The sequence below is a fragment of the Marinomonas foliarum genome (genome assembly GCF_016906065.1).
Classification (GTDB): domain Bacteria; phylum Pseudomonadota; class Gammaproteobacteria; order Pseudomonadales; family Marinomonadaceae; genus Marinomonas; species Marinomonas foliarum.
The window spans coordinates 3,064,566-3,077,794 of the sequence record NZ_CP070273.1; the positions used below are offsets into that span (position 1 = coordinate 3,064,566).

Here is a 13,229-nt window from a genome sequence, read left to right on the forward strand (position 1 = left end):
AGTGATTATTGCCTATGAATACACCACATTCACCGTTTGGCGCTCCAAGAAAAGAGCTCATTAACAGACTGCAAAAAGGCGTCGTGGCTTTATTGTTTATGCTATTACTCGCATTTAGTGGAATGTATGTTGCTATCAATATGAGTTTAGAGCAGCAGAGGCAAGAGCAAGCGAAGTTGGATGAGCTTTTAGTATTGACGCATAGTGCGAAGGAGAACTGGCTGCAGTGGTTGTTGTTTGGAAAAGATGTCGATATTAATAGCTCAACTATAAATACAAGTGATTTTTCTCAAGCGCTATTGAGTGAATACCGTTTGATTGAGAGTCGGTTGTCAAGTTTTCCGCTTATAGCAGACGAAAATGTGTCTGACTCTTTCATATTATTGGATGGAATGACTCAAAAAGAATCAGGTGGGATGCTGTTGGCAGAGTCAGATCGCATCGCGGCTTACGCTTCGATTACTCAGTTAAAGGCGCTAAGTGATAAATTGCAACAAATTAGTGTTGGCCTTGATTATGAGCATCAACTGTTTTCTGAACGTTTAATGTTAGGATGTATTGCTGCATTTATTGTTTTGATGGCGACTTTGTTAATGTTGAGTGTGCGATTTGCGGCTCAGTTGCGTACAGGTTTTTCTAGTTTGCAGGCAGTGTTGGATCATTATAAGCACAGTCACGCTCCTGTGTTAGCGCCTCGAAATGTAGTGGACGAGTTAACAGATATTGGCCACTTTTTTGATAATGAATTGGCATCTCGTGATTTTGATATTCGTCAATCTCAGGAAACGATTAGTTTAGTTGAAAAGGCTTTTGGGCAAGTTGATGAGGCATTCTTTATTACCAATCATGAAGGTGATGTGAGTTGGTTAAGTGCTGGGGCAGAGCGCCTTTGGTTTAAAAATACCTCTTTGTTCGAGTCTATTTTTGGTATCGACTCAGGCCTAGATGACCCTATTGGGGAGCGTATAGCAGATTCAATACTATTGTCTGAAGATGGCGTGGTGTTAACTTTATCGGATGGTATGTACCAGCTAAGTGTGAAGCGCTTTGTTTCAGAGGGTGATGAAGGGGCGGCTAATTTGCAGTGTTTTATTTCAATTAAAGCCAAATCTGAAATGGCTGAGCTTGAGGTGCTGCATCATAGCTTGAAGCTTATGTCTCACGATGTGTGGGATGCCCCTATACGTCCATTGAGAGTATCGTCTCCTTATGCCTCCTTTGCGAAATCATTAGAGCAGACCCGCCAAAATGTCATATCAGCTTTTAATGCGCTGAACACCTTGCCATCACAAACAAAATCGTTAGAAAAAGTTACTAAACTACAACAAATAGCATCCCTAATTGACGAAGAAACAAATCACAATGAACTATCTGCTAATAATGATGTTGCTCTGGTCGATGATTCGATTGCAGAAACGTTTCAAAATGAACTAGGTGATGTTGTTTGGTTATCTGAACAAATAAGGGATTCATTGATATTAGGTTATGAGTTGGTTTTGCAGCGCCTCGCGTTGGTTGAAAAAGATTTGTCTTCTGATGTGTTTTTATTAGGTGATGTAGAGCGGTGGCTTAATGAAGTTAGGGCTGGAGTGTTAACCAGCCTGGCCGCAACGGAAGGCCAAAGCGAGAGTATACGTCATCGTTTTGCTGTTGATTTACAACACGATATTAGCAATGTTCAAAATCAGATAGAGGGGATGAAGTCAATGACGTCATCCACATTGTCTTTGCTGGAATCCGATAGAAGTGTTGGTGTCGCGAGGCTAGATAAAGCAAGACTGTCCGTTAATGAAGTGCTGGAGCGGCTCCACAGTTTGATGGAGAGAGCCACTATCAGTATTTCATCAGCTGCAGATGACGATATTTCTGCAGAAGAATCTAATAGTGAGTGGGAGGCTAAATAAGGCTTTCCATTCACCCTCTAGGAGTAGGCTGTGGTTGAAAGCTTTTTTGATAAAAAATCAGGGTGTTTAACGATCCAAATAGAAGGGCGTTTCGATTACAGCTGCCATAAGATGTTTAAAGAGGCTTTTATTAACGCTGTTGATGTAACTTCTTATGATGTGGATTTGTCTAAAGTAACTTACCTCGATAGCTCTGCTTTAGGGATGTTGTTGTTGCTTAGAGATTATGCTGGAGCTGATAAAGCTAATATTAGATTGATACACGCAAATGGTGCGGTTAACGATATTCTAAAAATTGCTAACTTCCATCGGCTGTTTGTTATTACTGAGTAGTTTTATATGGAACAAGTTTTAACCATATTGATTGCGGATGATAACCCGTCTGATCGCATTTTATTGAAGGCTATTTTGAGTCAACTCGGACACAAGGTTATTGTTGCTATTGATGGTCAAGATGCTATTGATAAATTTGATCCTAAGGCCATTCAACTTGTCTGTTTAGATATTAAAATGCCATTAAAAAATGGTTGGGAGGCCGCTCTTGAAATTCAGCAGATTGCTGGAGACTTGTTTGTTCCTATTGTTTTTCTTTCGGGTGTTTCTGACCCCATAGCCTTATCTAAATGCCTACGTATTGGCGGTATTGATTTCATCTCAAAACCTTATAATCCAGCTCTTATTACGGCGAAATTAAACGCTATAGTGAAGTTGCTCGTAATGCAAAAAACGTTGGAAGAGCAGCGTGATGCAATGAGTTTATACAATGAGCAATTGCTACACGATCAAGAGGTAGCAAAGGTTGTTTACGAGAATATTACCCATTCAAATTGTTTAGAAGACCCCGCTCTCGCAACTATTCACTATGGTACCCAAACCTTTAATGGTGATGTGATCTTGGCTGCTTATAAGCCAAACGGTGGGATGCATTTATTATTGGGTGATTTTACGGGTCATGGCCTCTCGGCCGCTATTGGGGCTCTTCCATTAGCAGATATCTTTTTTGATTGGACAAAAAAAGGGTTTCTGATGCGTCAAATTATTCCTGAAATTAATGCACGCCTTAAAAGTATTTTGCCTGCAAATATGTTCTGTAGCGCTGTATTTATCGATGTTAAAGTGAACAATAATAGTATTGAGGTCTGGAATGGTGGGCTACCAGATTTACTATTTTTTTCAGGGTCCTCTCGGCAGCCGATTCGCTTTTCGTCGAAAAACTTGCCATTAGGTGTGCTTTCGCCTGAGGCTTTTGAGTGTCAAATCGATCCTATGACGTTTGTTCCTGGAGATAGGTTGATGGCGTTTTCAGACGGTGTTTATGAGGCCCTGGATTTGTCGGGTGAGATGTTCTGCCATTCAGTGCTTAACCCTCTTTATCAAGGGGAGATAGAAGCAGACAGGGCGACAGATTGGTTGATTGAGCAGTTGAGGAATGAAGGGGTGTTAGAAAACCCTCATGATGATATTTCCTGTTTGAATATTCGTTTAGATACAAACATCGGGATTGATTCGTTAGAGCGTGATGCGCCAAAAAGGCATCATGAGACCCCTGCTAATTTTTCGTTTGAGTATGTCTTATATGCTGACTCGCTTCGCAATACGGATCCACTCCCGTATGTTCTTCAAATACTTACTACAGTGCCAGGTTTAAGTAGCTTCTCTAGTCAGATTTTTATGATCCTTTCTGAATTATATTCGAATGCACTTGAGCACGGTGTGTTACAGCTTAATTCAGTAAAGAAGAGTTCCAGTGAAGGTTTTTCTCAGTATTACGCTGAGCGTGAGCAGCGTTTAAGTGATTTGGTCGAGGGGTATGTTAAAATTTCAGTTAGAGTAACTTCTGATAATAATCAGCGAGTACTTGTTTTGTATGTTGAAGACAGTGGCTCTGGCTTTGATTATCAGAAGGTGAATTACGATATGTCCAATGCAGAGTTGCTTTATAACCGAGGCTTGGCATTATTGGATCAGCTGTGTTCTAAGTTGGAATTCTCTAAGGGAGGGAGCGCAGTGACCGCGCATTATCATTGGCAAGTTGGCTTAATTAATTAGATTGGCCTTTCTATTGCATAGCCCTCTACATTGTCGGAGGAAATTATGCGCACAGACTCAAATTCGGTATTGTCTTTATCTTCAAATGTACCACCTAAAAAGCCTATTTCGACTAAAGCTCCATCTAAGAGTGGTGATGCTTTTGCGAATGACTTTAATAAAGCAAAAGATACCCTTGCTTCTGATAAGGCTTCCTCACGTGGTAATTCCTCTACGTCTACACAGTCATCAGTACCTGAAGCTCAGGCTTCTAGAGCTGACAAAGCAGCTACGACGAAAGAGCCTAAAAAAGATCTTACACCAATAAAGGATCGTTCATCTGATGGAGAGGCTGGGCTTTCCAATCAAGCTGTCGCATCTAAAGATAATGATATTAAAGCAGATGGTAGCGGCAAAAAATTGCAGGGTGAAGGTGAAGCGACTCCTATTCAAGGGCTTTCTGGTGCTATTTCTGTAGATGAGGAAACTCCTGTTTCAACGCTATCGACTACTAACACTATAAATTCAGATGCTAAATTGGCTGCTGTAGAGGCTGAACCACTAAAAAATATGAATGGTGGGCTTAATAGTAACGAAGCGCTTACTACAGATGCTATGCCTCAAGCTGCATCAGTAATGAAAAGTGAGCAGAGCGTTGATGCAATAAATACATCTGGTGATGCTGCAACAGACGGTGAAAATATTGTCGGTGTGCTTGGGTTAACGCCGGCGGTGGTTGGTGAGGAAGGTTTGACTGCTAAATCTAATTTGGTTGAGCCTTCTGGAGAGATGGTTGATCCTGATTTAGAGGGTGGTGAAAGCTCTCTGTCTTGGGTTTTATCTCAAATGGCTAACCCTGTCACTAAAGCCGCTTCAGACTCTGTAACAGGAGAGGCTGAAATCGATCCATCTAAAGTTGTAAGTGGAGCTGCGGCAGCCGCTGTAGTGGGATCAGTTGTAAATAAAGAGAGTCGCTCAGGAGCGGTTCCCCAGTCTTTGTTAGGGGCTGGAACAGCAACGGCATTAGATGGTGATGCCGTTGATCTTAGTGATACCTTGCTAGCTGACGATGGTGTTCTGTTAAACGAACCAATTGAATTGCGTAAAAAAGAACAGGAAGCCATGATAGGTCGAATGTCCGCGCAAATCGATGGTAGCTTTGCGGATGATAATTCATCTGGCGGTTTAAATAGTTCATTACATAATAACAATGTTAACAGAGCTGCTGTTGTTGCAGCCAATAGCCCAGCGATGACACCTCAAAATAATCTGACAATGAGTCTACCACCGAGCCATCCGGGCTGGGCTAATGAGATGACTCAAAAAGTTGCTTGGATTGCTCGAGATGGTGGCCATACCGCTCATATACGTTTGGACCCACCAGAGTTAGGAAGTTTAACAGTTAAAGTGTCTGTAGACAGTGATTCGAATACTCAAATTAGTTTTATTGCAGCAACGCCCCAAGCAAGGGATTTGCTAGAAGGGCAGATGGGGCGCTTAAGAGATATGCTAGCTCAGCAGGGTATGGATTTGAGTCGTGCTGATGTGGATGTTTCGCAGCAAGATACTTCTGGTGCTCAAGATAGGGCGAATGACGGGGGGAATGGTTCGTCTCAAGGTTTACTCGCCAGCAATGATGAGTTAGAGGATGAGCTGGATCCAAGCAATTTATCTTATGTTTCAGCGTCTGGTGTTGATTACTACGCTTAAACTTTCAAGAAATTGATGGTGCTATGTTTGATTCTTTGTAGAATAGAGTATTGTTCATGCATAAGAGCGCGATAAGCGTTTTGTAAAAGAATTTGATACACCTAAGGTTTATGAATATGGCTGAAGAAGACGGTTTGGATATTGGTGCAGAAGAAGGGAAGTCTGGTGGTAAGAAAAAGCTTATTATCATAATAGCCCTGTTTTTGGTGTTGGTCGGAGGCGGAGCTGGCGCATATTTTTTTCTATTTAGTGGTTCCGATGATTCCGCAGAGTCTGCTGAGGCAGCGTTAGCAAATGAGCCTTCTACATACCTGGCATTAGACCCCGCTTTTACGGTGGATTTCATCGTCGGTGGCAAACAGAGGTATGTGCAGCTTAATATGTCTATTAAGTCCAAAAATGTTGAGCAGATTAATGCTGTAACCCTACATATGCCTTTGATTAGAAACAGTTTGGTACTGCTTTTTTCAAGCCAATCGTTTGATGAATTACAAACCGCTGAAGGGAAGATGGCATTAAAAAATGCGGCCCTTGATGCAATCAATGGCATTCTTGAGCAGGAAACTGGTCAAGGTGGGATTGATGCTGTGTTATTTACTAACTTTGTGATGCAATAAAATTATGTCAGCTCAAGATCTGTTGTCACAGGATGAAATCGATGCCCTCTTACATGGCGCCGATGAAAAACCTACAGAAGAGGATAATCGAGACGCCAATGGCGTGGCGTCGTATGACATCACCAGTCAAGAGCGTATTGTGCGTGGGCGTATGCCCACTTTGGAAATGATTAACGAACGATTTGCTCGTTATACGCGGATTAGTTTGTTTAATATGCTTCGCCGTACTGCTGATGTTTCATCAGGCGGTCTGCAGGTCATGAAGTTTGGTGAATACGTTCATACCCTTTATGTTCCCACTAGTTTGAACTTGGTAAAGTTTCGTCCTTTAAGAAGTACTGCGCTTTTTATTCTTGATGCTAAACTGGTTTTTAAGTTAGTGGATAATTTCTTTGGTGGTGACGGCCGACATGCAAAAATTGAGGGGCGAGAATTTACACCAACAGAAATCCGAATCGTTCAATTAATGTTAGAGCAAGTGTTTGTTGACTTAACGGAGGCGTGGGCTCCCGTATTGAAGCTTGAACTAGAGTACATTAGTTCAGAAGTAAATCCCGCAATGGCGAACATAGTTAGTCCTAGCGAGGTTGTGGTGGTATCCACTTTTCATATTGAGCTAGATGGCGGTGGTGGTGAGCTTCATATAACGTTACCTTATTCAATGATTGAGCCAGTAAGAGAGTTGCTTGATGCTGGTGTACAGAGTGACGTGGATGAAAAAGACGATCGTTGGGGTAAATCTCTTGAGCAAGATGTTAAAGAGATTGATGTTAATTTATCGGTAAATGTGGCTAATAGAAAGATATCTTTAGGTGAAGTCTTAAAATTTAAAGCGGGTGATGTTATTCCGATAGAAATGCCTGAATTTGTAACCGTTCGAGCGAATGGTGTGCCTACATTTAAAGGCAAGTTAGGTGTGAGTAACGAGCGCTATTCAGTACAAATGGAAGAAAGTTTTAAAACGAAGGTGACGAAGTAGCATGGCAGAAGAACAAAATCCAGACGCAGCAGGAATGGATGAAGACTTAGCTGATGAATGGGCAGCGGCAATGTCTGAGGCTGGTGAATCAGAGGATGGTGAAGGTATTGAAGACGAATGGGCGGCAGCAATGTCAGAACAGAAAGTTGAGCCTGTTAAGTTGGAAACACTTTCGAATCCTGCTGTTCCTAGTGGTGGCGTTGGGTCAGACCTTGACCTAATTATGGATATTCCTGTTGTCCTTTCTATGGAATTGGGTAACACGGAAATTGCGATCCGTAATTTGATGCAACTAACGCAAGGTTCAGTTGTGGAGCTTGATCGATTTGCTGGTGAGCCTCTTGATGTGTTGGTTAATGGAACATTGATTGCGCATGGCGAAGTGGTGGTAGTTAACGACAAGTACGGTATTCGTTTGACTGATGTAGTTAGCCCAAGCGAGCGTATTAGACGACTTAAGTAGTATATATTGAGCTTTTTTTCTTTTGATCGTGTTTTTATCGCCATACTTTGTATGGCGTCTCCGTTTTTGTGCGCCGCTGGTGCGCAAGACATGTCTGTGAGTTCATCTATTTGGAAAGTTGTTCTTTCTCTAATTTTTGTTATCGCTTTTATACCTGCATGCCTTTGGCTAATGAAGCGCTTTCAATTCGCTCAAATGAAGCTTGGCCAATCTGATATTAAAATTATTAGCGCTCAGTCCCTTGGTGCCAAAGAAAAGCTCATGTTGGTTGAGGTTGAGGGTGAGCGCTTGTTAATTGGTGTGACTCCTCAAGCTATTAGTCACCTGCGAAGCTTTCCATCTAAAACAACCTCATTTGCCTCTATGATGAAAGAGGTTGATCGGGAAAAGGCAGCAGCGAACAAAAATGATGGGGATGCCACGTGATGCGTCTTATCTTGCTTTTGTTGCTGGTGATGCCAGGGGTATCTTGGGCTGAGGTAGGCTTGCCGGCAGTGAAAGTTGTCACTAATCCTGACGGCAGTCAAGATTATACGGTTTCATTGCAAATTCTCTTTATTATGACTGCGCTGACTTTGTTGCCAGCGGCTTTGATGATGATGACAGCTTTTACACGGATTGTAGTTGTCTTAGCTATTCTACGTCAGGCGATTGGTTTGCAGCAGACACCATCGAACCAAATTATGATTGGTATGGCATTGTTTTTAACGTTATTTATCATGACGCCGACTTTGGACAGAGTAAATGAAGTGGCTTTACAGCCTTATTTAAATGAAGAAATGACATCGGTTCAAGCCGTTGAAGCTGCTTCTGTTCCTGTTCGGGACTTTATGCTTGCTCAAACAAGGGAGGATGATATTGCTCTTTTTGTTAAGTTGGCAGGGCGAGAAGGAACGATTGACTCCATGGAGACCTTGCCTTTCACTATCTTGATGCCAGCATTTGTAACGAGCGAATTGAAAACCGCTTTTCAGATTGGTTTTATGATCTTTATTCCTTTTCTTATTGTCGATATGGTGGTTGCCAGTGTATTGATGGCAATGGGTATGATGATGCTCTCTCCTATTATTATTTCCTTACCATTCAAGATTATGCTCTTTGTGATGGTTGATGGTTGGTCTATGATTATGGGTACTTTGGCGGCGAGTTTCGGGATTTAGCTATGGACCCTCAGGTAGTTTTAGATCTATATGGACAAGGTTTTTATTTGATTGTCTTAATTGTAGGTGTCGTAATGATGCCTAGTTTATTTGTTGGCTTGATTGTGAGTGTGTTTCAAGCTGCAACGCAAATAAACGAGCAGACCTTATCTTTCTTACCTAGGCTAATAGTGACCATTTTGGTGATTATGCAACTAGGCCCTTGGATTTTGACTAAGCTGATGGACTTCACGACAAGTTTGTTTATTAATATACCTATGATAATAGGCTGATGTTAGAAATTAATCCTGATCAGTTACTTGACCTGACTATCAGCTTCCTTTTGCCTTTTTTCCGTATTGGTGCTTTTTTCATGGCGCTGCCTTTATTTGGCAGTCGACTGGTGAATTCGCGCGTGCGCATATCGTTTTCTTTTCTTGTCGCTGTTATTGTGACGCCAGTTATAAATGTACCTTATTACGATCCTATTTCTCCTGCTTATATTGTTCTAATTGCTGAGCAGTTAGTTATTGGTTTTGTTTTGGGATTTATCGTCACGATATTGTTTCAACTATTTTCTCTTGCTGGTCAGCTTGCAGCAATGAAGGCGGGCTTGGGTTTTGCTATGTCTAATGATCCTGCAAATGGTATTTCGGTCGCAACACTCGGGCAGTATTACTTGTCTATGGTTGCTCTTGCTTTTTTAGGCACAAATGGCCATCTTGTGATGATAGAGTATTTGGCTGAGAGTTTTAATTATTGGCCGATTGGTAGTGGTTTTGATAGTCAGCGTTATTGGCAGTTAGTATCGCTGGGTGGATGGATGTTTGAAAAAGCATTGCTTATTGTATTGCCGTTGGCTGTTTCTGTTTTGATCATCAATTTATCGTTTGGTGTTGTTGCTAAAGCGTCGCCCCAATTGAATATATTTGCGCTTGGTTTTCCAATTATTATGCTATTTTCACTGTTCTTCTTCTGGATTATGCTGGATGATTTCTTAAACATATATTTGCTTTTCTTTGGCGAGTTAATGGATTGGCTGAAGGTGACTTGGGGGGTTCATTTACATGGCTGAAAATGAAGACGGTAGCGAAAAAACCGAAGACGCCAGTAGTAAAAAGCTTCAGGACGCACGTAATAAAGGAAATATCGCCAGATCTAAAGACCTTAGTGCTGCTTTATTGTTAATTGTTGCTGCCGCGACGATTTATGGCACAGGAACGCTTCTTGTTCGAGATCTAGCGGTGTTGTTCGATTTTAATTTTTTGCTTGAAAGAGCTGATGCTTTTGATCTGAGTCGTATGATTTTTCATCTATATGAATCTGTTGTGACAATGATGGATTCAATGGTGGTGTTAATGTCAGTGCTAGCAGTCGCAGGTATTGTTGGCAGTATTGCCTTGGGTGGATTGAACTTTGCGTGGGAACCGCTAATACCGAAGCTAAGCAAAATGAACCCTATTGCCGGGCTTAAGAAAATGTTTTCGGTTCAGTCTTTGGTGGAGCTGCTCAAGTCGATTGCAAAGGTGACGCTGGTGGGGGTTGTGGCCACTTTAGTATTGAATTATTTTTTGCCGGAGACTTTAGGTCTAACTTTTCAGTCAATAGAGTTGTCTATCTCACATGGTATCGACATTGTCATTTGGTCTTTTATCTTTGTTACCCTTGCTTTGGCGCTTATTGCCGCTATTGATGTGCCGTTTCAGGTTTGGTCTCATAAAGAAAAATTGAAAATGACTAAGCAGGAAGTGAAAGACGAATTTAAGCAGCAAGAGGGTGATCCTATGGTGCGAGGGAGAATTCGTCAGTTGCAGCGTCAAGCTGCAATGAACCGAATGATGTCTGATGTGCCAGATGCTGATGTAATTATAACGAACCCTACACATTTCTCTGTAGCGCTTAAATATGATCAAGTCGGTGGGGCTGCTCCTGTACTACTTGCTAAAGGGGGTGATTTTATTGCTCTGAAAATTCGAGAAGTCGGCAATCACTATGATATCCCTGTGATACAATCTCCAGCGTTGGCAAGAGCTGTGTATCACCATACAGAAATCGGTGAAGAAATACCGCAAGGGTTATTTAAAGTAGTAGCTCAATTGCTGGCTTACGTATATCAGTTGCGTAATGCTCGTATGGGGGCGCCGCAGCCAGAAGCTATGCCAAACTTAGAAGTGCCTGATGAATTTCAGTGGGACGGTAGTTAATTATGTTTTGTGTATTCTCCTCCATTAAGGATGTCGTGTGAATTTTGACCGCGGTCGACTTACTGGGCAGGTTCAGGGTATTTTTAGTGGGAATCTAGGGATTCCTATTTTGTTATTGTCGCTTTTGGCGATGATGATTCTCCCCATTCCCGCGTTTTTACTAGACGTTCTTTTCACCTTTAATATCGCTTTAGCTATTGTGGTGCTTTTGGTCGCTATTTATTCCATGCGACCGTTAGATTTTGCAGTGTTTCCGACGGTTCTGTTGGTATCGACCTTAATGAGGTTGGCACTGAACGTAGCGTCCACACGTGTGGTTTTGTTAAATGGCCATGAAGGTGGTGATGCTGCCGGTAAGGTAATCCAGGCCTTTGGTGAGGTTGTGATTGGTGGCAACTATGTTGTCGGTTTTGTGGTCTTTGCTATTTTGATGATTATCAACTTTGCAGTTGTTACCAAAGGTGCTGGCCGTATTTCTGAAGTTAGTGCTCGTTTCACTTTGGATGCGATGCCAGGTAAACAGATGGCCATCGATGCTGACTTAAATGCGGGTATGATTGACGCAGATCAGGCCAAGCAACGCAGGACAGAAATTGCTTCCGAAGCAGAGTTTTATGGCTCTATGGATGGTGCTTCAAAATTTGTGAAAGGGGATGCAATTGCTGGGTTATTGATTCTTGGAATTAATATTATTGGTGGTTTATCGATCGGTATGGCCCAGCATGACCTTTCTTTTACGCAAGCTATTGAGCGTTATTCACTCTTAACGATTGGTGATGGTCTAGTTGCTCAGCTGCCTTCTTTGATGTTGTCTACTGCTGCAGCCATCATGGTGACTAGGGTGAATGAGACGGGCGATATGGGGTCGCAAATAGTCCGTCAGATGTTTGGGTCTTCAAAAGCGCTTTATGTTGCTGCTGGCGTGATGACTATTATGGGTGTTGTGCCTGGAATGCCTCATTTCTCTTTTCTCTCCTTAGCGGCTTGTTTGGGTGGGTTGGCGTACTTTTTAGAATTCCGTAAGAAACAAAAGCCAAAACAAGGAGCCAAAAATGCAACGAAGACACCTGCAGAAGGTTCCGCACCAGCAGAGGTGAGGGACTTAAGCTGGGACGATGTGGCTCCTGTGGATATGCTGGGTTTAGAAGTTGGCTACCGTTTAATTCCTTTGGTTGATAAAACGCAGGGTGGTGAATTATTGGCTAGGATAAAGGGAGTGCGTCGGAAATTGTCCCAAGATTTGGGCTTTTTGGTGCCTAGTGTTCATATTCGGGATAATTTGGATTTGATGCCAAATGCTTATAGAGTCACACTGATGGGCGTGAGTTTGGCAGAGGCTGAAGTGCATCCAGATAAAGATTTGGCGATTGATCCAGGTCAAGTCTTTGGGTCTATTGATGGTATCGCTGGTAAGGACCCTTCATTTGGTTTGGATGCCGTTTGGATTGACCCAAAGAAAAGGGATCAGGCACAAACCTATGGTTATACTGTGGTTGACGTTAGTACTGTCGTCGCTACCCATATTAACCAAATAATGCATAAACACGCTTATGAGTTGATTGGTCATGATGAAGTTCAGCAGTTATTGAGTCTATTGAAACAGTACAATCCGAAGTTGGCCGAAGAGTTAGTACCTAATACTGTGCCCTTAAGTGTCTTGCTTAAAGTGTTGCAGAATCTATTGATCGAAGGTGTTCCTCTAAGAGATATGAGGACGATCGCTGAATCGATAATGGGTGTTCAGCCAAAAACCCAAGATCCTATGATATTAACTGCGGCAGTAAGAACCTCCTTGTCACGATTGATTATTCAAACATTGGCAGATGGTGTTGATGAAATTCCTGTATTGACCTTAGAGCCCCAGTTAGAAAAAATGTTAATGCAGACTGTTCAGCAGAGTCAGCAGTCTGGTATTAAAAATGAGGAGGCGTTGATCCTAGAGCCACAGATGGCAGAGCAATTGCAAACCTCTTTGAGGCAGTCTGCAGAGCAGCAAGAGGCGATGGGAAATACACCTATTTTGATTGTTTCTGCACCAATTAGACCCATGTTGGCGCGTTTTATGCGCTACGGTATGGTGAATATGTCTGTACTTTCGTATCAAGAGGTTCCAGACCATAAACGCATTACAGTCGTGGGGGTTATTGGACAATAGCAATTGCCAGTTTTCTGTAAAATATTGTAT

General features: G+C 42.2%; 13 protein-coding genes. All 13 read left to right on the top strand.

Going from position 1 to position 13,229, the window contains the following annotated elements; all coding sequences use genetic code 11:
* Window positions 1-14 precede the first annotated feature (14 nt).
* A complete protein-coding gene (locus tag JSY38_RS14225; protein WP_205113742.1) occupies window positions 15-1,904 on the top strand; it encodes a hypothetical protein in 1,890 nt (629 codons plus the stop codon).
* Window positions 1,905-1,934: 30 nt separating this feature from the next.
* Window positions 1,935-2,237 carry an STAS domain-containing protein gene (locus JSY38_RS14230; RefSeq protein ID WP_114410398.1) on the top strand — a complete coding sequence of 101 codons (303 nt, stop codon included), beginning with the start codon at window positions 1,935-1,937 and terminating at the stop codon, window positions 2,235-2,237.
* Between the two features lie 6 nt (window positions 2,238-2,243).
* Window positions 2,244-3,953: a fused response regulator/phosphatase gene (locus JSY38_RS14235; protein ID WP_114410397.1), complete on the top strand. Its 1,710-nt coding sequence runs from the start codon at window positions 2,244-2,246 to the stop codon at window positions 3,951-3,953.
* Window positions 3,954-3,998: 45 nt separating this feature from the next.
* A complete protein-coding gene (locus JSY38_RS14240) occupies window positions 3,999-5,642 on the top strand; it encodes a flagellar hook-length control protein FliK (RefSeq protein ID WP_205113744.1) in 1,644 nt (547 codons plus the stop codon).
* 116 nt (window positions 5,643-5,758) lie between these two features.
* On the top strand, window positions 5,759-6,259 hold the full coding sequence (locus JSY38_RS14245; RefSeq protein ID WP_114410395.1) for a flagellar basal body-associated FliL family protein: 501 nt from the start codon (window positions 5,759-5,761) through the stop codon (window positions 6,257-6,259).
* Between the two features lie 4 nt (window positions 6,260-6,263).
* The gene (gene fliM / locus JSY38_RS14250) at window positions 6,264-7,238 is read left to right on the top strand and encodes a flagellar motor switch protein FliM (protein ID WP_114410394.1); all 975 of its coding nucleotides are present in this window, start codon (window positions 6,264-6,266) and stop codon (window positions 7,236-7,238) included.
* A gap of 1 nt (window position 7,239) precedes the next feature.
* Entirely contained in the window at window positions 7,240-7,701 is a 462-nt protein-coding gene (gene fliN / locus JSY38_RS14255; RefSeq protein ID WP_114410393.1) for a flagellar motor switch protein FliN, read from the top strand.
* A 6-nt stretch (window positions 7,702-7,707) separates the two neighbouring features.
* Window positions 7,708-8,127: a flagellar biosynthetic protein FliO gene (fliO, locus tag JSY38_RS14260; protein WP_239543980.1), complete on the top strand. Its 420-nt coding sequence runs from the start codon at window positions 7,708-7,710 to the stop codon at window positions 8,125-8,127.
* Window positions 8,127-8,861: a flagellar type III secretion system pore protein FliP gene (fliP, locus tag JSY38_RS14265; protein WP_239544556.1), complete on the top strand. Its 735-nt coding sequence runs from the start codon at window positions 8,127-8,129 to the stop codon at window positions 8,859-8,861. Before fliO ends, fliP begins: the two co-directional genes overlap by 1 nt.
* A gap of 2 nt (window positions 8,862-8,863) precedes the next feature.
* Window positions 8,864-9,133 (top strand): flagellar biosynthesis protein FliQ, encoded by a 270-nt coding sequence (gene fliQ, locus JSY38_RS14270; RefSeq protein ID WP_114410391.1) that lies wholly within the window; start codon window positions 8,864-8,866, stop codon window positions 9,131-9,133.
* Window positions 9,133-9,915 carry a flagellar biosynthetic protein FliR gene (fliR, locus tag JSY38_RS14275; protein ID WP_205113748.1) on the top strand — a complete coding sequence of 261 codons (783 nt, stop codon included), beginning with the start codon at window positions 9,133-9,135 and terminating at the stop codon, window positions 9,913-9,915. Before fliQ ends, fliR begins: the two co-directional genes overlap by 1 nt.
* Entirely contained in the window at window positions 9,908-11,044 is a 1,137-nt protein-coding gene (gene flhB / locus JSY38_RS14280) for a flagellar biosynthesis protein FlhB (RefSeq protein WP_205113750.1), read from the top strand. The genes fliR and flhB overlap by 8 nt, the downstream gene beginning before the upstream one ends.
* A 37-nt stretch (window positions 11,045-11,081) precedes the next feature.
* The gene (flhA, locus tag JSY38_RS14285) at window positions 11,082-13,199 is read left to right on the top strand and encodes a flagellar biosynthesis protein FlhA (RefSeq protein WP_114410389.1); all 2,118 of its coding nucleotides are present in this window, start codon (window positions 11,082-11,084) and stop codon (window positions 13,197-13,199) included.
* Window positions 13,200-13,229 lie beyond the last annotated feature (30 nt).

Coding starts and splice junctions, on each gene's coding strand:
- fliP (WP_239544556.1), top strand. CDS start 8,127: ATGCGTCTTATCTTGCTTTTGTTGCTGGTGATGCCAGGGGTATCTTGG.
- JSY38_RS14225 (WP_205113742.1), top strand. CDS start 15: ATGAATACACCACATTCACCGTTTGGCGCTCCAAGAAAAGAGCTCATT.
- fliN (WP_114410393.1), top strand. CDS start 7,240: ATGGCAGAAGAACAAAATCCAGACGCAGCAGGAATGGATGAAGACTTA.
- JSY38_RS14235 (WP_114410397.1), top strand. CDS start 2,244: ATGGAACAAGTTTTAACCATATTGATTGCGGATGATAACCCGTCTGAT.
- JSY38_RS14240 (WP_205113744.1), top strand. CDS start 3,999: ATGCGCACAGACTCAAATTCGGTATTGTCTTTATCTTCAAATGTACCA.
- flhB (WP_205113750.1), top strand. CDS start 9,908: ATGGCTGAAAATGAAGACGGTAGCGAAAAAACCGAAGACGCCAGTAGT.
- fliR (WP_205113748.1), top strand. CDS start 9,133: ATGTTAGAAATTAATCCTGATCAGTTACTTGACCTGACTATCAGCTTC.
- JSY38_RS14245 (WP_114410395.1), top strand. CDS start 5,759: ATGGCTGAAGAAGACGGTTTGGATATTGGTGCAGAAGAAGGGAAGTCT.
- fliQ (WP_114410391.1), top strand. CDS start 8,864: ATGGACCCTCAGGTAGTTTTAGATCTATATGGACAAGGTTTTTATTTG.
- fliM (WP_114410394.1), top strand. CDS start 6,264: ATGTCAGCTCAAGATCTGTTGTCACAGGATGAAATCGATGCCCTCTTA.